At 71.5% G+C, this 18,818-nt stretch carries 15 protein-coding genes; 9 read left to right on the forward strand and 6 right to left on the reverse strand.

Annotated features, from left to right (window positions below; translation table 11 throughout):
* Positions 1-5: 5 nt before the first annotated feature.
* Complete coding sequence (locus OWM54_RS11605) at positions 6-2,108, forward strand: PAS domain S-box protein (protein ID WP_267697543.1); 2,103 nt, start codon at positions 6-8, stop codon at positions 2,106-2,108.
* Between the two features lie 52 nt (positions 2,109-2,160).
* Here the strand turns inward: OWM54_RS11605 and OWM54_RS11610 are convergent, their stop codons facing one another.
* From OWM54_RS11610 to OWM54_RS11625, 4 genes are all read right to left on the reverse strand, one after another.
* Positions 2,161-4,680, reverse strand: coding sequence for a cation-translocating P-type ATPase (locus OWM54_RS11610; protein WP_267697544.1), 2,520 nt, complete (start codon positions 4,678-4,680; stop codon positions 2,161-2,163).
* 464 nt (positions 4,681-5,144) lie between these two features.
* Complete coding sequence (locus OWM54_RS11615; protein WP_223784504.1) at positions 5,145-5,330, reverse strand: suppressor of fused domain protein; 186 nt, start codon at positions 5,328-5,330, stop codon at positions 5,145-5,147.
* Between the two features lie 210 nt (positions 5,331-5,540).
* Complete coding sequence (locus OWM54_RS11620) at positions 5,541-6,959, reverse strand: hypothetical protein (protein ID WP_267697545.1); 1,419 nt, start codon at positions 6,957-6,959, stop codon at positions 5,541-5,543.
* A gap of 156 nt (positions 6,960-7,115) precedes the next feature.
* The gene (locus OWM54_RS11625; protein WP_267697546.1) at positions 7,116-8,183 is read right to left on the reverse strand and encodes an alkene reductase; all 1,068 of its coding nucleotides are present in this window, start codon (positions 8,181-8,183) and stop codon (positions 7,116-7,118) included.
* A gap of 65 nt (positions 8,184-8,248) precedes the next feature.
* On the opposite strand from OWM54_RS11625, the gene OWM54_RS11630 reads away from it, so the two are divergent.
* Positions 8,249-9,151: a LysR family transcriptional regulator gene (locus OWM54_RS11630; protein ID WP_267697547.1), complete on the forward strand. Its 903-nt coding sequence runs from the start codon at positions 8,249-8,251 to the stop codon at positions 9,149-9,151.
* A 59-nt stretch (positions 9,152-9,210) separates the two neighbouring features.
* On the opposite strand, the gene OWM54_RS11635 is transcribed toward OWM54_RS11630, so the two are convergent.
* Together OWM54_RS11635 and OWM54_RS11640 are read right to left on the reverse strand one after the other, a co-directional pair.
* Positions 9,211-9,918: a hypothetical protein gene (locus OWM54_RS11635; protein ID WP_267697548.1), complete on the reverse strand. Its 708-nt coding sequence runs from the start codon at positions 9,916-9,918 to the stop codon at positions 9,211-9,213.
* A gap of 39 nt (positions 9,919-9,957) precedes the next feature.
* Positions 9,958-10,887 carry a pirin family protein gene (locus tag OWM54_RS11640; RefSeq protein ID WP_267697549.1) on the reverse strand — a complete coding sequence of 310 codons (930 nt, stop codon included), beginning with the start codon at positions 10,885-10,887 and terminating at the stop codon, positions 9,958-9,960.
* On the opposite strand from OWM54_RS11640, the gene OWM54_RS11645 reads away from it, so the two are divergent.
* The 7 genes from OWM54_RS11645 to OWM54_RS11675 all read left to right on the forward strand — a co-directional run bounded on the left by OWM54_RS11645 (position 10,886) and on the right by OWM54_RS11675 (position 18,817).
* On the forward strand, positions 10,886-11,716 hold the full coding sequence (locus OWM54_RS11645) for a LysR family transcriptional regulator (protein ID WP_267697550.1): 831 nt from the start codon (positions 10,886-10,888) through the stop codon (positions 11,714-11,716). The genes OWM54_RS11640 and OWM54_RS11645 overlap by 2 nt on opposite strands.
* A gap of 171 nt (positions 11,717-11,887) precedes the next feature.
* A complete protein-coding gene (locus OWM54_RS11650) occupies positions 11,888-12,652 on the forward strand; it encodes a hypothetical protein (RefSeq protein WP_223747847.1) in 765 nt (254 codons plus the stop codon).
* A 388-nt stretch (positions 12,653-13,040) separates the two neighbouring features.
* Positions 13,041-14,195 (forward strand): EGF domain-containing protein, encoded by a 1,155-nt coding sequence (locus tag OWM54_RS11655; RefSeq protein WP_223747846.1) that lies wholly within the window; start codon positions 13,041-13,043, stop codon positions 14,193-14,195.
* A 60-nt stretch (positions 14,196-14,255) separates the two neighbouring features.
* Positions 14,256-14,894: a glutathione S-transferase family protein gene (locus OWM54_RS11660; RefSeq protein ID WP_223747845.1), complete on the forward strand. Its 639-nt coding sequence runs from the start codon at positions 14,256-14,258 to the stop codon at positions 14,892-14,894.
* Between the two features lie 90 nt (positions 14,895-14,984).
* The gene (locus tag OWM54_RS11665; RefSeq protein ID WP_267697551.1) at positions 14,985-16,088 is read left to right on the forward strand and encodes an alpha/beta hydrolase family protein; all 1,104 of its coding nucleotides are present in this window, start codon (positions 14,985-14,987) and stop codon (positions 16,086-16,088) included.
* A 241-nt stretch (positions 16,089-16,329) separates the two neighbouring features.
* Positions 16,330-17,697 (forward strand): TolC family protein, encoded by a 1,368-nt coding sequence (locus tag OWM54_RS11670; RefSeq protein ID WP_267697552.1) that lies wholly within the window; start codon positions 16,330-16,332, stop codon positions 17,695-17,697.
* Positions 17,698-17,725: 28 nt separating this feature from the next.
* A complete protein-coding gene (locus tag OWM54_RS11675) occupies positions 17,726-18,817 on the forward strand; it encodes an efflux RND transporter periplasmic adaptor subunit (protein ID WP_267697553.1) in 1,092 nt (363 codons plus the stop codon).
* Position 18,818 lies beyond the last annotated feature (1 nt).

Below are 18,818 nucleotides of genomic sequence, written 5' to 3' on the forward strand. Positions count from 1 at the left end.
GTCGCATGCGACGGACAGCGCCACGAGCACCCTCCTTCTGGGCCCGCCTGCGCCTGCCGCGGCTGCGCCAGGCGAGGCGCTCCCGAGCCGCGCTGGAGAAGTCGCTCCGGCTGGCGGAGGCGCGCCTGTCTGGGCTCATCGCCACCACGGTCGACGCCATCATCTCCGTCGACACGCAGCAGCGAATCACCCTCTTCAACGAGGGGGCGGAGCACATCTTCGGGTACTCCGCACGGGACGCGGTGGGTCAGCCCCTGGACCTCCTGCTCCCGGAGCGCTACCGAGCGGCCCACCAGCACCACGTCCAGCGATTCGCGGCGGGCTCCCGGCTCTCCCGACAGATGGGCGAGCGGAGCACCATCATCGGTCGGCGCAGCAATGGCGAGGAGTTCCCCGCGGAGGCCAGCATCTCCAAGGTGGAGCAGGAGGGCACGCTCGTGCTCACCGTCATCCTGCGCGACATCTCGACCCGCAGGCAGGCGGAGGAGGTGCTCCGGACCAGCGAGGAGCGCTTCCGCACGGCGTTCGCGAACGCGCCGACCGGCATGGCCCTGGTCGGGCTGGATGACCGGTTCCTGAGCGTGAACTCCGCCATGTGCGACATCGTTGGCTACACGCCGGAGGAGCTCCTCGCCCGGACCTTCCGGGACATCACCTGGCCCGGGGACCTGGAGGTGACGCTCCAGAACAGACAGCGACTGCTGCGGGGGGAGGTCCACACCTGTCAGCTGGAGAAGCGCTACCTGCACAAGCAGGGGCACACCGTGAGCATCCTGCTCACCGCCTCGTTGGTCCGTGACTCCCGGGGGCAGCCGCTCCACTTCATCGCGCAGGTGCAGGACATCTCCGAGCGCCAGGAACTGGAGCGGGCCCAACATTTCCTGGCGGAAGCGGGGCCACGACTGGCGGGCTCGCTGGACTCCCGGACGACGATGGCCGCCGTCACGGGGCTCGCGGTCCCCGCGCTGGCCGACGGGTGCATCGTCGGCCTGGTGGACGAGCACGGGCAGGTCCGGGCGGTGCAAGCCGCGGCGGTCTCCCCCGAGAAGTCCAGGCGCCTGGACGCGCTGCTCGCCCACCACCCGTGCCTCCCCTCCCTCCAGGGGGAGCTCGTCGCGGGTGTGCTCCGAACGGGGCGCTCCGTGGTCCTGCCGGAGTCCTCCGGAGCGGAGACACCGCGGGAGGATGGCTGCCCGCTGGACCTGCTGCGCGGCCTCGGGTCCGTCTCGGGACTCATCGTGCCGCTGCGGGCCCGGGAGCAGACCCTGGGCGCGGTCATGCTGTGGACGTCCGAGTCCGGGCGCCGCTACGGCGAGCAGGACCTGGCGCTGGCGGAGGCCCTGGCCAACCGCGCGGCGCTCGCCATCGACAACGCCCGCCTCCACGAGCGGTCCGAGCAGGCGACCCGCTTGCGGGACGAAGTCCTGCGCGTCGTCGCCCACGACCTCCGCACGCCCCTGAACGTCGTCGCGCTGTGCACGGAGTCCCTCGGCAGGAGGCCCCCTGGCCAGCGGCCTCCCACCCAGACGCTCGAGACCCTCCGCAAGGCGGTGGAGCGGGCCCAACGGCTCATCCAGGACCTGCTGGATGTCGCCCGGATGGAGTCCGGGCACCTGCTCGTCGAGCGTGCGCGGGTGGATGGCGCGTCTCTCGTCCAGGAGGCGCTCGACCTGCACCGCGCGCTCGCCGAGGAGAAATCCATCCAGCTCTCCAGTGACGTCCCCCTGCACGCCCCGGCGCTCCTCGCCGACCATGCCCGGGTGGTCCAAATCCTCTCCAACCTGCTCGGCAACGCCATCAAGTTCACGCCCGCCGGCGGACACGTCCACCTCCAGGCCGTCCCCGAGGGAGCCATGATGAGGTTCTCCGTCCGGGACTCAGGGCCCGGGATTGCACCGGAACACCTCTCGCATGTCTTCGAGCCCTTCTGGCAGGCGCAGGCGGGGAGGAAGGAGGGCGCGGGACTCGGGCTCGCCATCGTGAAGGGGCTCGTCGACGCGCATGGCGGCAAGCTCTGGGTGGACAGCCGCCCCGGACAGGGAAGCACCTTCTGCTTCACCCTCCCCACGCAAGCGTCGGCCGACCAGCCACACCCACCTCACGCGTGAGTCCTCGGCTTCGCGCGCCCTCCCCTCCTGCGGCTCGTGGCGGTGACCACCATCACCCTGCTGTATGTCGTCGCAGCGGAGCAGGCCAAGGGGCCCTTCTTCCGGAGACAGGACCCAGCCCACGTCCGATGAGCAGCGGCACCAGCGCCACCAGCACCCCCAGCGCGACGCGCGCCCAGTCATCGACATGCAAGGGGTGCAGCCCCAGCACCGCCGCGAAGGGCCGCACCTGGATGAGCAGGACGGACACGCCCAGGGACAAAGCGCAGATCCACCGGGCCGTGCGGGTGCGCAGCCCCGTGAGCACGGCCGCGAAGCAGGCGCTCGCGAGCGTGAGCGAGGCCAGCGCCACCGCGCGACCGTGCTCCACGTCGCGCGTGGGGCCGAGGCTCCGGTCGTAGCCCCAGACCAGTCCCGCGGTCAGCAACCCGCCCGCCACCACGAGGGTGACCCAGTCCCGCGAGGAGAAGACGCGCGTGGCGCTCCGTCCCCGGGAGGGCCCCAGCCGGCCCGGCCGCGCCGCCTCCTGGAAGGCCAGCATCGCCGTGGGGTGGATGATGAGCTCCAACCACACGATGTGGATGGGCAGGTACAGCAGCGGATAGCCCGCCAGCGGGAGCAGCGCGGCCGTGAACACGAGCGGGATGTGGACGAGCAGCAGGTACTGGAAGCAGCGCTGGAGGTTGTCGAAGAGCTGTCGGCCCTCCGCGATGGCGCGCACCAGCGTGCCGAAGTCGTCGTCGAGCAACACGATGGACGAGGCCTCGCGCGCGCCGCGCGTCCCGCGCTCCCCCATGCAGATGCCCACGTCGGCGGCCTGGAGCGCGGGGATGTCGTTCACCCCGTCCCCCGTCGCCGCCACCACCTCGCCGTGCTCTTGCAGCGCCCGCACCAGCGCGTGCTTCTGGGCCGGCAGCGCCCGGGCCACCACGTCCACCGCCGGGGGCGCGCCCGCGTCCTGAAGGCGCGCCTCCAGCACCTCGCCCGTCATGACCACGGGCCGTGCGCCGCCGAGCCCCAGCTCCCGCGCCACCGTCAACGCCGTCTCCGGATGGTCCCCTGTCACCATCACGGTGCGCAGCCCCGCCTCCCTGCACTCGCGCACCGCCTCCCGGACCCCGACGCGAATCGGGTCCTCGCAGGCGATGACCCCCAGGAAGTGGAAGCCCTGGTCGGGCTCGCCCCCACGCCACGAGGCGGGGTCCAGCGGCTGACTCGCGCACGCGATGACCTTGCGCCCCTCGCGCGCGAGCGCCGAGACGCGCTGGGCCCACGCCGCCCGGGCGTCGGGCGCGAGCGCAGCGCGGGCCATCACCTGTTCGGGGGCTCCCTTCACGGCGGCGAGCAGCCCAGCGCCCTCCTCCACCACCGCGGTCTCCCGCTGGCGCTCCTCCGTGAAGGGGAACGTGGCCCGGACCCGCCCTCCGCGCACGGGGACCGAGGCCCGCGCGGCCTCTTCGAGCAGCGCGGTGTCGAGCGGGTCCTGCCCTTCCTCGCGCGACGCCAGCGCCGCGACGCGCAGCAGCTCCTCCCGGGTGACGTCCGACGAGGGGAGCACCCTGGCCACGCCCAGCCGACCCTCCGTCAGCGTGCCCGTCTTGTCGGAGCAGATGCACGTGACCCGGCCGATGTTCTCCACGGAGACGGCGCGCCGCACCAGGGCCTGCCTGCGCGCGAGCCGGTAGACGCCCGCGCCCAGGAAGAAGGTGAGCGCCAGGGGGAACTCCTCGGGGAGCGCGGCCACGCCGAGCGTGGCGGCGCTCAAGAGCGCATCCGCCCATCCGAAGCCCTGGCGCCAGCGGACGAAGGCGAGGACACCACACAGCCCGGCGGCCACCATCACCAGGACGGAGACCAGTTGCGCCACGGCCTGCTGGAGCGGTGTACGGGCTCGCGCGCCCCGCTCGGCGGAGCGCACGATGCTCCCATAGAGCGTGTCGGCGCCCGTGTAGACGACGCGCACCCAGGCCGTCCCCGTCAGCAGGCGCGTCCCGGCGAGGCCCCAGTATCGCCCCTCCACGGGTGGCGCCTCTCCGGGCGGCAGTTGCCCCAGGGGCCGCTTGCCCACCGGCAGGGACTCGCCCGTCAGCGAGGACTCCTCGGCCTGGAGTGCCTCGCCCCGCACGACCAGGCCATCGGCGGGGAAGTAGGCACCGGCGTCCACGCGGGCCAGGTCCCCCACCACCACCTCCGCGGCGGGGACCTCCGCCTCGCGCCCATCCCGGAGCACGACGGCCCGCGCCGCCAACCGGCTCTGCAGGCCCTCGGTGGAGACGCGCGTGCGATGGTGAAGGAAGGCATCCATGCCGAGCAGTGGAGCAATGGCTCCCAGCAGCACCAGCCCCTCCGACACCTTGCCCAGCACGAGGTAGAGCGTGCTCATCCCCACGAGGAACCAGAGCATCGGGTCGCCCGCCGCCTCGCGAAGGCTCGCCAGGGTGGAGCGGCGGGGCCTCACCACCACGTCATTGCGGCCATACTGCCCGCGTCGCGCCAGCACTTCGTCGGATGCGAGCCCCGTGGCCTCTTCCAGGGGACAGGGCAGGCGGCGGGTGGGGACGGGGATGCGCATGAGCGCTCACGGTGCCGCTTCGTCGCGAGGCTGGCGGGTCGCCAGGGCGTCCACGGAGACGGGTCTGGCGGCGACGCCCGACTCCGGATGGGCTCGAGGGAAACGTGCGGCGGGAGCACGCGTCGCACATTCACCGCCCCCACGCAGGGTCGCTGCGTCGGCTCCGTTCGGGCGCTCGGCGCGCTGTCCCCCGCCGGGTCCCGCCAGGACGCCCCCGACCCGCCAAGACCGCGCCGACGGGATGGGCTCATCCCCTGGCGGGCATCAAGGTCGAGCAATGGCTCCAGGTAGAAGAGGTCCACTACCGCCAGCGACAGGAACAGGGTCAACAAGCGGCGCCCGCCGGCCACCCCCACTGCGCCATCCCGGAGGAAGTGCTGCCCTGGGCCCGTGGTGCGTGGGGCCCGCGTGCGCGCTCCCTGGCGCGCGGACGGCTGGCGCGTGCCCGGACAGCCCGCTTGAGCTCAGACGAGCGAAGGGCGATGGACGTCCGCAGGGCTCACGTCGCTGGCCTCCAGGAGCTCGCTGAAGGCGTCGAACCCTTCCTTCTGGATGAACGCGTACTCCGCTTCATGCAGCGGCACGAGCCAGCACAGCTCGAGGTGCTGGGGGCCCAGGTGGAGTCCGCCGAACTCCTCGTCCTCCCCCACGGCCTCGTCCACGGGCGGTGGCGAAGCGCGCGACGGGAGACTCCGCGGAGGCCGGGAAGAAGTAGACCTCGACGACGTCGGTCTGCCGGGAGAAGCGCTGCCGGTCGCGCGGCATGCCCCAGTGCCGCAGGTAGGCCCCCAGCACGACGGTCCGCCGGAGGTCCTGTTGGAACAGCTCGGGTGAGTCCATCTGGCCAGTCTACCGTCACGTCACTTCGTGGCGGGCGCCGGCGTCTTGACGGGCTCGGGCCGCGGCGGTGCCTGGAGCGGAGGCAGTGACGCGGTCAACGCGCCCACGTAGAGCCGGCCGGAGAAACCATCCGGCTGTCGGGCGGGGTAGAGCTTCAGCCCCGCGTCCTGCGCGGTGGCCTGCCGCGCCTCCAGCGACGGGCTGATGCCGAAGACGTTGCACTCCACGTCCTCCTCCCAGACGCTGTAGCGACACACGTACTGGGTGCCGCGCCGGAAGCCCACGTCCAGCGCTCGCACCGAGGGCAGCACCTTCGCCACCCGCGAGCCCATGGGCTCCAGGTCCCCATCCCAGCTCACCTGCGTGGTGCGAGCGTGGACGCTCCCCGTGAGCACCAGCGTCCAGGCCTGGGGGCGCCTGGCCTGCGCCTTCAGCAGCCCCTGGGCCATCCGCTCCTCGCGCTCGTTGCCGTGCGCCTTGTCGGAGTCGATGGCGACCACGGCCACGTCCTTGCCGGAGACGCGCAGGCGGCGCGCCTGCTCGACGAGCCAGAGCATGGCGCGGCTGCTGCGCCCGTCCTGGTACACCCGGCGCCAGAAGGCGCTCCCCGAGAGGAGCTCCTGCAACGCGGAGGAGTCACCGGAGCTGCCCAGATAGCGCTCGAGCAGCGGCTGCTCCACGTCGGGGATGGACAGCGCCAGCGTCACCGGCAACTCCCGGGACGTGGCCTCACACAACATCCGCAGCGCCACGGACGGCACCTCCTGCGTGCCCAGCGGGTCCGCCACCAGCAGGACGCCGCCCGCGGAGAACAGCGACGAAGCGCCCTCCACGGGAGCGCCACAGGCGGGCGGAGCGACGGGGGCGCGCTCCTCCTCGTTGCCTCCCTCCATCACCACCGAGCGCATGGGCAGGGGAGGATTGCCACCCACCAGCTCCAGCGCGGGAGCCATCTCCAGCGCCGCGAGGAGCCGCTGCTCCACGCCCATGTCGCGAAGGCCCTGCGCCGGCCGGTAGCCCTCCAGGCCAGGGAGGCCCTTGAAGTCGGCGATGATATCCACCTGCCTGCTCGGGGTGCCGCGGACCTCGGAGGCGAACGCCGGGTCATGCACGTAGCGAAGGCGGAAGATGCGGACGACGGACTGTCGGGGGCCGTGCCGCTCACCCTGGATGTAGAAGCGCTCCGGCGGGGAGATGTCCGGGATGAAGGAGGAGAACATCTCCAGGCCGCCCTCCTTCTCCAGCACGTCGAAGCGGCCCGTCTCCAGGATGTGCCGGGCCGTCATCATCGCGTCCTCGACGGGCACCTGGTAGACGAGCTCCTCCGCCGGAACCTCGTATTGGCCCGTCTCCGGGTTGTACTGGGTCGCGATACCTCGCGTGGGGCCGGCACATCCCACGAACCCCAACAGCCCCAGCATCACTCCGGACCATCGCATCGAAGCCTCCATGGCCAACCCGCGGCCCTCGATGAACGACTGGCGCGCGCCGGACATATTCCTCCACCGTCGGATTCGTGGGAACCCGGGCCCGTGCGAGCACCGGCTCCGGTGCGGACCTGGCAGCTTGCCCCCGCCTCGGGTGCGCTTCGCGCTTCACCTCGCGGAGGGCGTGCCGCGCGGGTAGTCCGTGTACCCCTCCGCGCCACTCGCATGGAGCAGCTCCTTGCGAATCTCCGCCAGGGGGAGCCCCTCTCGTGCGCGCGTGACGAAGTCGGGGTTCGCGATGAATGGCGAACCGAAGGCCACCAGGTCCGCCTGCCCGGCGGCGAGGGCGGCCTGGGCGCTCTGCGTCGTGAAGCCCCTGTTGGCGATGAGCGTCCCCCCGAAGGCGGCGCGGAGCGCCTTCACCGTCGTCGGCAACGCCTCGTGCGAGTTGCCCACCACGTGGACATAGACCAGACCGCGCAGCCGGCCCGCGACGTAGGTGTAGAGCGCGTGGATGTCGTCGTAGAGGGGCATGTCCACGTGGGTGTTGTAGGGCGACAGCCGCACGCCCACCCGGTCCGCGCCAATCGCCTCGGCGCAGTCGTGCGCCACCTCCACCAGGAGCCGCGCGCGGTTCTCCAGGCTGCCGCCATGGGCATCCGTGCGCGAGTTCAGGTGCGGGTTGAAGAACTGCTCGAACAGGAAGCCATTGGCCCCGTGCAGCTCGATGCCGTCGAAGCCGGCGTCGATGGCGTTGCTCGCGGCCTGGACGAACTCGCGTCGGACCTGGGCCACGTCCCGCGAGGTCATCGCCTCGGGCGTCGAGATGGGCCTGGGCCCCTGGGCGTCGGTGAAGATGTCTCCTTGGGCCGGCACCACGCCCGGCGCCAGCAGTCGCGCCCCCGGCGGCAGGTTGAGCACGTGGCCGACACGGCCGCAGTGCATCACCTGGACGAAGATGTGGCCGCCCGCGTCGTGCACGGCGTCCGTCACCTCGCGCCAGCCGGCCACCTGCTCGCGGCTGTAGATGCCCGCCTCACGGGCGAAGCCGAGGCCGTTGGGCGAGGGGCTCGTCCCTTCGGTGATGATCAACCCCGCCTCCGCCCGCTGCCGGTAGTAGTCGCGCATCAGCGCGTTGGGCGTCCCACCGATGGCGCGACTGCGCGACATGGGCGCCATGACGACGCGGTTCGACAGCGTGATGCGACCCAATCCGTAGGGAGTGAACAGTGCCATGCGCGGAACATGCGCTGGCGAGGGTCTCCGGACAATCGAACCTGTCTGGGATACACTGTCCGGATATGCGGACAGTCGACCCCAATGGCATCATCGCGTTCCTGGAGGTGGTCGAGCGCGGCAGCTTCCGGGGCGCCGCGCGGGCGCTGGCCCTGCCCAAGTCGACGGTGAGCCAGCGTGTGGCGGTGCTCGAGGAGCAGCTCGGCGTCCAGCTGCTCCTGCGCACCACCCGCACCGTCATGCTCACCGACATCGGCGCCAGCTACCAACGTGAGGTCGCGCCGGCCATGGCCGCGCTGCGTGACGCCGAGGCGTTGGTGAACGAGCTGCAAGCGCACCCGAGCGGACGGCTCCGCATGAGCGCGCCGGTCGAGCTCGGACAGCGGTTGATGGGCGGGGTGCTCGCGGCCTTCGCGCAGCGGTATCCGCAGGTGAAGCTGGAGCTGGAGCTCTCCGACAGGGAGGTGAACATGGTCGAGGAGGGACATGACCTGTGCATCCGCGTCGGACCGCTCCGGGACTCGCAGCTCATCGCCCGCAAGCTCGGCGCGCCCTCGCACGTGGGCATCTTCGGGAGCGCCGCCTATCTCAAGAAGGCGGGCAGACCCAAGCACCCTCGCGAGCTGCCGGCGCACCGGTGCTTGAGCATGGGCAGCTCCACCTCACCGATGACCTGGGCGTTCAGCGGGACGCGGCCCGTGAGCATCCGGCCGGCCATCGCGGTGAACAGCTTCCAGGTGCTGTGCGCGCTGGCGGCCGCGGGGGCGGGACTGGCGCGCCTGCCCCGCGCGCAGGCGAACACGCGCGCCCTGGTGGAGGTCCTCGAACCGTTCGCGCCAGCCCCGCACCAGGCCTTCGCCGTCTACCCGGCGGCGCGGCACCCGAGCGCGGCGCTGCGCGCGATGCTCACGGTGCTGGGAGAGACGTTCGGCTCCTGTGAGGCCGCGGTTCGCGGGGGTGAGCCGTGATGGCCTCGCGGCGGCGGGAGGCGGTGCCCGTCCGGCTCAGCCTCGCCCCACGGCGCCTCTCACCGGGGCTTGAGCCGGGCCTCGGCCTCGACGTGCCGGGCGCGGAGCTTCTCCCATGCGCCGGGCAGGAACGGGTCCTTCCCATCCGCCATCAACTCCCACACCGACTCCTCGTGGTAGCCGTCCTCATCCAGCGCCTCGGGGACGAAGAACTCCGCGGCCACGTCCTTCGAGGTGAAGTGGAGCGGCAGGCCCCAGCCCTCGCCAGCGAACACCACGGCGTCGAGTTCGGTGGCGTTCACCCCCGTGTGGCCATCGAGCATCACCACGCGGGCCCTCAAGCGCGCCGTGTGCAACTCGGCCGACTCGTCCCCGTGGTCTCCGAAACAGCCGCCCGTGAGCTCCACTGACTTCGTCACGTAGCAGCACGCGCTGCCGCTGAAGCGCAGGTTCCTGGCGCGAACCTCGCCGAACACCACGAACAGGCTGATGTCGTAGGGGCTCGTCGACAGGTCGATGTCACCGGCCACCTCGAGGTCGCCATCCACCACGAGAATCCACGGAGACTCGGGGACGAGCTTCTCGAGCCGCACGGGCCCGGTCGCCAGGTGAATCTCGGGCACGGGCTTGTGGTGCTGCCCGGCCCGCTCCTGGATGTGCTCGAGGTTCTGGACGAACCAGCCGAAGGTCTCCGCTTCGTTCGCGGCCTCGAAGCGGGCCTTGATTTCGTCGAGCGGGACGACGCGCGTTGCCAGGTCGGGGAACATCGGGCCGTCATATCAAACGCGGCCCGCGCCCAGCGTGCGTCAGGCCACGTCGATCCAGAGGGCGGCGCTCCCGGTGGTCGCGCTCAGTTGGACCTCGCCCTCCCCCAGCTGCGCGCCCTCGCCGAGCGCCAGGTCCACGCCCGAGCCACCTCCCACCGCCTCCACCCGGACGGGCCCCGTCGTCGCGAGCAGGTAGCCACGACGGGCACGGCCGATGGTGAGCCGCTCCGACCGACCCGCGGCGAGCGGGAGCCACCAGACCTTCACATCCGCGCGCAGTGACATGCCCTCGTCGCCCGCGATGAGCTGGCGCCCTCCTCCCGAGAAGTCGCGCGACGCGTAGACCGGCGGCCCCCCATGGGTGTTCGGCCGGAACCACAACTGGAGCATCCGCGTGGGGCTGTCCGTGTCGTTCCCCTCCGCGTGCACCATCCCATCCCGCGCGGAGATCAACTGCGCGGTCCTGGCACCCATCGTGGCGCCGTGCGCCTGGTCTCCGTGGTGGGACAGCGTCCCCTCCACGACGATGCTGAGGATCTCCATCTCCTCGTGCGGATGGAGCGGGAAGCGCGACTTCGGCGCGAACGTCGCGTCCGCGAGGACGAGCAGCGGCCCCAGCGGCTTGCCCCGACCGGCGTGTGGCCCCACCGTCGCCACGAAGTGGTCACGGAGCGAGAGCCACGAGAGCGTGGTTCGGGGCAGGGAGGCGAGCGGACGGTGTTCGAGGTGCGGCATGGGCGTGCTCTTTTCGGTGCGACAGCCGGAGAGGGCGCCGGCGCTCCCGGCGACGAACGCTCGACGGGAGAGCGTCACGACGTGCGCCTGGGAGGCGTCGCCGGGCGACCCGGTGCCCGAGCGGCGGAAGGTGGGGTGGCGGGCCATCAGCGCGTCCTCCTGCGTGGTGGGATTGATAGCCGGGCACGCCTCGTTTGACATCTGCGCGTGGGCGCACAGAGGATGTGTGCCCATGCACATCTCCTGGGATGAGATTCAGACCCTCGAGGCGCTCGTCCGCACCGGCGGCATCGAGGCCGCGGGGCGCGAGCTGTCACTGCGCCACTCCTCCGTCTCCAGACGCATCGCCGCGCTGGAGGCGCGCCTGGGAACGGCGCTCTTCGCGCGGGGTGCGCGCCTGGTGCCTGGCACGCTGACGCTGCGAATCGCCGAGCGGGCCGCGCCCATGCGCGATGCGGCCCGGGACATCGAGGGCTTCCTGGGGTCCGAGCGGCGGGGTCGGGAGCGGACCGTGGTCGTCACGACCAGCGACGTGCTGGCGCCGCTCCTGTTCCGCGCGCTCGCGAAGGCACGCCCCGCGCAGGCGGTGGAGGTCCTCGTGAGCGACGACGAGCTGGAGCTCTTGCCCGGCCAGGTCGACCTGGCGCTGCGCCCCGGCCAGAACCCGAGCGGCTCGCTGCGCGGTCGGCGGCTCGGGCGGCTGAAGGTCGGCGTCTACCGCGCGAAGGGCGGAAATGCGGACTGGCTCCAGCCGAGCGCCGAGCTGCGCGCCAAGTCCTCGATGCGCTGGTGGCGCGAGGTGCCCGGGGATTCGCCGGGCGCGGTGACGTGCAATTCACTCCTGGCCATGCGGGACGCGTGCTGCGTGGGGCTTGGGAGGGCCGCGCTCCCGTCCTTCCTCGCGCATGGAGATGCCCGGCTGCAGTTGGAGCGGGAGCTCGACGGTGGGCCACCGCTCTGGCTCCTCGCGCCGATGGCTCGCGGCGTCCCCAAGGCGCTTCGAGAGACCCAGAGCGACATCTTCACCGCGCTGCGCTCGACGGAGGACGCCTTCGCCGAGTAGCGCGGAGGTCACGCGAGCATCAGGGACGAAGCTCCCCGAGCAGACGCAACGTGACCTCTGTCCATGGCGGCGCCATCATCGATTTCGGCATCCAGCCCCTCGACGACGCGGTCCTCGAGCGTCCGCCATGTTATGCGGTTTCGCCCAAGCATCTCCGCCACGGAGCAAGCCATGCGCAGCCTCATCCTCTGGACCCTGTTGTTGTTCGCCACGGAGAGCCTGGCCGTCGAGACCCGGCTCGTCGTCCGGGCGCGCGCCCGGGACGGCAAGTTCGTCGGGACGTCCATGGGCGGCGTGCAGGTGGTGCTCCGCGATGCACGGACGGGTCAGGTGCTGACCCAGGGCGTCACCGCCGGCTCGACGGGCAACACCCAGACGCTGATGAAGCAGCCCCAGGTGCGCGGCGCGCCGCTCGCGGACGAGGCCTCCGCGAAGTACACGGCCACGGTGGACCTCACCGAGCCGACCCTGGTGACGGTGGAGGTCTCGGGGCCCCTCGCGCAGCGGCAGGCGCTCGCCACCAGCACGACGCAACTGTGGCTCCTGCCCGGCAAGCACGTCGAGGGCGATGGCCTCATCCTGGAGCTGCCCGGCTTCGTCGTCGACGTGGTGACGCCGTCCGCGCAGGAGTTCATCAAGCTGCCGGCCGACAAGAAGCTCACCGTGCCACTCCGCGCCAACCTGGTGCTCATGTGTGGCTGCTCCACCGAGCCCAACGGCATCTGGGACTCCAATCGGTACGAGCTGCGGGCCTCCGTGAAGCACAACGGCAAGCCCCTCTCCCAGGTCCCCCTGAAGTTCGCCGGGAAGACCAGCACCTACGAGGCCGCGCTGTCCGTGCAGCAGCCGGGCATCTACGAAGTCACCGTGACGGCGTTCGACCCCGCCACCGGAAACTCCGGCGTCGACTCCACCACGTTCGTCGTCGAGCAGTAGCGCGGCGCCTGTCCGCCCCTGAACGAGCGGACGCCGCCTCCGAGTCGGAGTCAGCGTCCGCAAGTCACCAGGAGGCCGACACCGCCGCGGCTCCGTGCGCCCGAAATGGAAGACTCGCGCTCGGGGTGGATTCGACTTCCCCGAGGGGAAGGCTCATGCCCGGGCGCCATCTCCTGACAGCGGGCCATCGGAGCGTGACATGCAAACCGAGACAAAGACTCTCTTCGCGAAGGGGTGGGGCACGGCGTGTGTCCTGACACTGATGGGAGCCTGTAGCGGTGGACTCGAGCCCGCCACTGACGAAGCGGCGCTCACCCGCCTCGTCCCAGAGGAGCGCGCCGGCCCGGTCCCGACACCGCTGGCGTCACAGCCATCGTATGCCCAAGCCGTGGACTCGACCTCCACGGCGGGCGTGCTCCAACCCGCGCAAGCGCTGGGTCCGCCCGATGGACAGGCGGCGCTGGTGCTGAGCCTCCCTGGCGCGGCGCTGGTGCTGGACATGGGAGAGGGCACCGAGGGGACGGGAGACCTGGAGGTCTCCTATCGGAACGCGACGGTGGAGGTCCTCACGTGGGTGGAGTTCCTGCGCGCGGACAAGAGCGTCATCAGCACCGGCCCGCTGCGGCTGGCGAACCTGGAGCTGGGCACGCACACCACCACAGTGCCGTACCAGGACAAGCCCGTCCCCTATCGCTATGTGCGGATGACAGGCGTGCTCGCGCTCTACGGGGTGGACGCGGTGCGGAACATGGGCTCCGACGGCATCACCTGTGGCGACGGCCAGCCGAACGAAGGCGAGACGTGCGACGACGCGAACCGGACCTCCGGGGACGGCTGCAGTCGCGACTGCCAGAAGGAGGCGGGGTTCAGGTGCGAAAGCACCCCCAGCGTCTGCACGGACATCGACGAGTGCGCGGAACGGCTCGACAACTGCGCCGCGGGCTTCTCCTGCATCAACAGGCCGGGAAGCTTCTTCTGCTGGGAGGGCGTCTGCCGGCCGCCCCACTCCGTCTGCGGCAATCAGTGCTTCAACCTGTATACGGACAAGGAGAACTGCGGCCGCTGCGGCAATCGCTGTGGCTGGCGGGATGTCTGTGCTCGTGGCGTGTGCAAGACCATCGGCAAGCTGGCCTTCACCCTGTCCTGGAGCCGGCCGGGGAACGGAGACCTCATCGTGAGGGCCCCCGGCGGCATCCATTACAGCGCCCAGAACCCAGGACCGGAGGGACAGGAGCTGTTCGTCTTCGATGACCAGGATGGGAAGGGGCCGGAGGTCGTCTACTGGGCGCCGGGCGTCGAGCCAGACCTCGGCGACTACAACATCTGCTTCGAAGCCAGGTCCTTCGACCCGGCCCCCAGCTTCAACAATCCGGTCAGCGCCTCCGCGACGTACCTGGGCCCCTGGAATGGAACCACCCACCTGGGCAGCACCACCGTCACCGCCCACTCCACGGGAGAACCGGAGTGCGGACGGCCCACCCGTGGATTCGTGGGGCGGATGACCTACTGGGGCCGCTTCGCTCCGGAGCCTTCCGCTCCGTAGGCCCCCACGCGAAGTATCCTGACATCCCCCTGTCACTCCGGGTGGGTAGAGCTTCCGCTCATGAAACTCTACTTCCATCCGATGTCCGGCAACTCGCGCCGCGTGCTGCTCGTCGCCACCCACCTCGACGTGCCCCTCGAGCGCGTCATGGTGGACCTGCCCAAGGGCGAGCAGCGCGCGGCGTCGCACCTGGGTCGCAACCCCAACGGGCTCGTCCCCGTCCTCGACGACGACGGCTTCCTGCTCTGGGAGTCTCGCGCCATCATGCAGTACCTGGTCGAGCTGACACCGGGACAGACGCTGCTCCCCACGGAGGCGCGCGGGCGCGCGGATGTGAGCCGCTGGCTCTTCTGGTGCTCGGCGCACATGGCGCCGGCGTGCACCATCCTGGTCCAGGAGAACTTCGTGAAGGCGATGACGGGCCGTGGACCGCCGGACCCCGCCGAGGTCGCGCGAGGGGAAGCGCTCTTCGCGAAGTACGCACGCCTCCTGGACGAGCACCTCGCGGGCAAGACGTGGGTCTCGCAGGAGCGCCTGACGCTCGCGGACTTCTCCCTGGCCGCGGGGTTCGCGCTCGCCGGACCGGCGCGCCTGCCGCTCGGGGATTTTCCGAACGTCCGGACGTGGCTCGGCCGCGTGCAGGAGCTCGAGGCGTGGAAGCGCACCGCTCCGACCCTGCCGCTGCCGGCTCGCGGCTGAGTCGAGCGGAGACGGCCTTGGGGTGAAATCGGGGACGGGCGAGAAGGCGAGGTTGCAATCGGGGCACCCCTGGAGCGTTCCTTGAGCGCCATGGCCCCTCGTCCACTTCAAGCCCCCCGTCCCCACTTCGCCCACCTTCGCTCGGGAGTCCTCGGGCTCGCGCTCCTGATGGGTGGATGTGCCACCTCCCGCCCCGCCCCCGGCGTGGCGGCCGCGTCACCGGACGGTGCCGACGCGGCCCATGCGGTGGGCTTCACATCGCTCAGCTACACGGATGGGGCGCGCCAGCGCACGTTGAAGACGGTGGTCTGGTATCCGGCGGCCGAGGGCACGCGGATGGAGGAGCACCCGACGTCGCCCATCTTCGTGCCCTTCGTCGCCGCGAAGGACGCGCCGGTGGCCACGGCCCACGCGCGCTGGCCGCTCGTCGTCCTGTCCCACGGCAACGGCGGCGCGGCCATCAACATGTCGTGGTTCGGCGCGCACCTGGCGGCCCATGGGTTCATCGTCATGTCGGTGGACCACCCCGGCAACACCTACGGCGACACGAGCCCAGAGGGCTATGTGCGCGGCTGGGAGCGACCCCGGGACTTCACGGCCCTGTTGGATGCGGTGTCGAAGGACGCGGTCTGGGGACCTCGGGTGGATGCCGGGCGCATCGGCGCGGCGGGTCACTCCATGGGGGGCTACACGGCGCTCGCGCTGGCGGGGGCGCGGCTCAACCTGTCACCCATCATGCAGGGGTGCACCGCGCCGGAGACGCGCGAGCACCCGGGCTGCGATGAGCTGCGCGATGTGGACTACAGCCGCATCGACTTCGCGGTGGCGCGGGCGTCGTACAAGGACGCGCGGGTGAGGGCGGCCTTCTCCATGGCCCCCGGCATGGCGGGGAGCTACGAGGCACGGGACGTCGCGGACATCGACGTACCGGTGGCGCTGGTGCTGGCCCAGGGGGACGAGCTGATGCCCCACGAGCAGAACGGCATGCATCTGGCGAAGCTGTTGCCCTCGGCGAAGACGGTGGTGCTGGAGGACGCGGCGCACTTCACCTTCCTGCCCCGGTGCACGGAGCTCGGATTCAAGGTGGCGGAGATGCTGTGTCGGGACGCCACGCCCGGGACGCGAGGGGCCTCGCAAGCTCGGACGCTCGCGGAGGCCGTGGCGTTCTTCCGGCGGACGCTCGGCGGCGACTGAGCGGGACTCGCCGGTCCCGTTCGCCGACGGATGGACCCCGTTCGCCGCTCGCGCGGGCCCGCTGACAGAACACTCCACCCGCGTGCTGCTCGCGCGGGCACCGTGCCTCCACGACCTGTTGCCTGGAGGCATGTCCCATGTCGTGCAAGCGGCGCGCTGTCCTTCTCTTCGCTGTCGGTCCGGCGTCATGTGCGACCGAGGATGACGGCGACACCCAGACGGCCGTGGGCGGCACGCCATCGTGAGTCACCACTCACGGGGCGTTCGTCGACTGGCGCTCGCCCTCGTCCTCGTCGCCGTTCCGACACACGCCGAGCCGCTGCCTCCTCTCAAGGTCGAGGACGCGATGCTCAGCCCCGTCCCTCCCGCACCCCGACTCGTGAGGAGCTGGGGTGAGGCGCTCGCGCTCGTCCGGGAACGGTCCACGGATTTGCGCGGCGCCGAAGCGGGCGTGGAGCGCGCGAGCGGCCGCTGGCGACAGGCGCTCTCGGCGCTGCTGCCCCAGGCACGCACCCAGGTGGCGGTGGCCCAGGACCTCCTCAATCCCTCCCAGGCCCCAGGTGTTCTTCCCGGGGCGGCAGGGGACGACCGCACCGCCACCCAGCCCGCGCTCACGCTCACGACCACGCTGACCCAGTCGCTCGTCGACCTGGGCGCGTGGCGAGGCCTGTCCTCCGCGCGAGAAGCCGAGGCCGGCGCGGTGGCCACGCTCCAGGACCTCCGCCGTCGCCTCGTCCTCGGGCTCGCGCAGGCCCTCGTGGCCACGGTCGCCGCCGAACGCGCGGCCGAGATGAACCGTGTCGGCCTGCTGCGCGCCCTGGAGCGCGCCGCCCTCACGCAGCGCGCCTTCGAGCTGGGCGCGGGCAACCAACTGGACGTGGTGCGCGTCCAGCAGGACGTGGCGGTGGCGCGCGGCGCGCTCGTCGCGGGGGATGAGCAACTGCGACGGACGCGTGAGGCGCTGGGACTCGCGCTCGGCTTCGGAGAGTCGATAGGCGTCGACCCGTCCTTCGACCTGCACGGGCTGGTGGATGACACCCGGCGGGACTGCGTCGCGCTGGAGAGCCTGGACGCCCGGGCGGACCTCGTGGCGGCGCGGACGCAGGTGGCCGCGGCTCGTGACAGCCGGAGACAAGCTGTCGCGGGATATCTCCCCACCCTCGGTGTCAGCAGCACGCTCCTCGGCCTCACCACGGAGCCGGGCTTCGGTCGCTTCGCGACGTGGAGCGTCTCCGCCGTGCTCTCCCTTCCGCTCTGGGAGGGTGGCCTGCGTGAGGGGCTCGTGCGCGAGCGCACGGGGCTGGAGAAGCAAGCCGAGGCTCAACTGGAGGACACCCGCCGCGACGTCGCGGTGGAGATGGCACGCGCACGTCGGAGCGCGGAGGTGGCCGAGGCCCTGGTGACGACAGCGGTGGAGTCACGCGACCTCGCCGAGCGCACCGACCAGCTCACCCGCCGTGCGTTCGAGGTGGGACGGGGCAGCAGCCTGGAGCTGGTGCAGAGCGGCGCGGCCCTGCGAGAGGCCGAGCTGAACCTGGTGCTGCGTGAGTTCCAGCGCGTCCAGGCCCACCTGGATGCCTTCCTCGCGGAGGCCCGATGCAACGGATGAAGCGGCTGGTGCGCCCCTGGAGACTCGGATGAAGCGGCTGTGGAGTGTGGCGTTGTGGGTGGTGTTGGGGTGCTCGGGGAAGAAGGCGGCTCCGGCCGCGCCCGAGCCTCGGGAAATCGACGTGGTCACCGTGGCCCCTCGCGAAGTGCGAGACACAGGGGAGTACCTGGGCAGCCTGCTGTCGCGACAGAGCGTCACGGTGCTCCCCCGGGTGGACGGCTACGTGCGCCGCATCCACGTGCGCCCGGGCCAGCACGTGGAGTCAGGTGCACCGCTCCTCGAGGTCGACTCCCGCGTGGAGACCGCCGCGCTCGACGGTGCGCAGGCGCAGCTCAGCTCCGCGAGGGTCGAGCTGGAGCTGGCTCGCCGCACGCTGACCCGCACCCAGGCGCTGCGTCAGGAGGGGCTCGCCAGCGCGCAGGAACTGGAGAGCACCCAGGCCCGCGTCGAGGCCGCCCAGGCCACCGAGCGCGCGGCCTCGGCCCAGGTCGCCCAGCGCCAGGTGCAGCTCCAGTTCCACGTCATCCGCGCGCCCTTCGCCGGCACCGTCGACGACGTGCTCGCCCGTGAAGGCGACTTCGTCACCGCCTCCACCCCGCTCACCCGCGTCGCCCAGGCCGAAATCCTCGAGGTGAGCGTGTCCGTGCCATCTCATCGCGCCCGCTCGCTGAAGCCCGACACGGTGATGGAGGTGCTCGACGCGAAAGGCGAGGTGCTGCTCACCAGCCCCCTCTTCTTCGTCGCGCCCCAGGCCGACCCTCGCACCCAGCTGGTCGAGGTGAAGGCCGCGTTCCAGAACACCCAGGGCCTGCGCCCCAGTGAGCTGGTGCGAGCGCGCCTCGTCTATTCCGTGCGCGACGCGCTCCAGATTCCCGCGCTCGCGGTGGTGCGTCAGAGCGGCCAGCCCTTCGCCCTCGTGGTGCGCGAGAAGGACGGCGCCACCGTGGTGGAGCGTCGGCCCATCACCCTCGGCGCGCTCGGCGAGCGCAGCTACGTCGTGGAGCAGGGCCTGGAGACAGGCGAGCGGGTCGCCATCTCGTTCCTGCAGGCCCTGCGCGACGGTGCGCCCGTGAAGGTGAAGGCCCCGCTGCACACCGCCGCGCGGATGAACGGACGCTGAC

This window comes from Myxococcus sp. MISCRS1 (assembly GCF_026626605.1).
Lineage (GTDB): Bacteria > Myxococcota > Myxococcia > Myxococcales > Myxococcaceae > Myxococcus > Myxococcus fulvus.

Bases quoted from the DNA above. Each gene is read 5' to 3' on its own strand.
- OWM54_RS11605 (WP_267697543.1), top strand. From the start codon at position 6: ATGCGACGGACAGCGCCACGAGCACCCTCCTTCTGGGCCCGCCTGCGC.
- OWM54_RS11665 (WP_267697551.1), top strand. From the start codon at position 14,985: ATGGCCCCTCGTCCACTTCAAGCCCCCCGTCCCCACTTCGCCCACCTT.
- OWM54_RS11610 (WP_267697544.1), bottom strand. From the start codon at position 4,680: ATGCGCATCCCCGTCCCCACCCGCCGCCTGCCCTGTCCCCTGGAAGAG.
- OWM54_RS11620 (WP_267697545.1), bottom strand. From the start codon at position 6,959: ATGCGATGGTCCGGAGTGATGCTGGGGCTGTTGGGGTTCGTGGGATGT.
- OWM54_RS11675 (WP_267697553.1), top strand. From the start codon at position 17,726: ATGAAGCGGCTGTGGAGTGTGGCGTTGTGGGTGGTGTTGGGGTGCTCG.
- OWM54_RS11640 (WP_267697549.1), bottom strand. From the start codon at position 10,887: ATGGGCACACATCCTCTGTGCGCCCACGCGCAGATGTCAAACGAGGCG.
- OWM54_RS11645 (WP_267697550.1), top strand. From the start codon at position 10,886: ATGCACATCTCCTGGGATGAGATTCAGACCCTCGAGGCGCTCGTCCGC.
- OWM54_RS11635 (WP_267697548.1), bottom strand. From the start codon at position 9,918: ATGTTCCCCGACCTGGCAACGCGCGTCGTCCCGCTCGACGAAATCAAG.
- OWM54_RS11650 (WP_223747847.1), top strand. From the start codon at position 11,888: ATGCGCAGCCTCATCCTCTGGACCCTGTTGTTGTTCGCCACGGAGAGC.
- OWM54_RS11625 (WP_267697546.1), bottom strand. From the start codon at position 8,183: ATGGCACTGTTCACTCCCTACGGATTGGGTCGCATCACGCTGTCGAAC.
- OWM54_RS11660 (WP_223747845.1), top strand. From the start codon at position 14,256: ATGAAACTCTACTTCCATCCGATGTCCGGCAACTCGCGCCGCGTGCTG.
- OWM54_RS11630 (WP_267697547.1), top strand. From the start codon at position 8,249: ATGCGGACAGTCGACCCCAATGGCATCATCGCGTTCCTGGAGGTGGTC.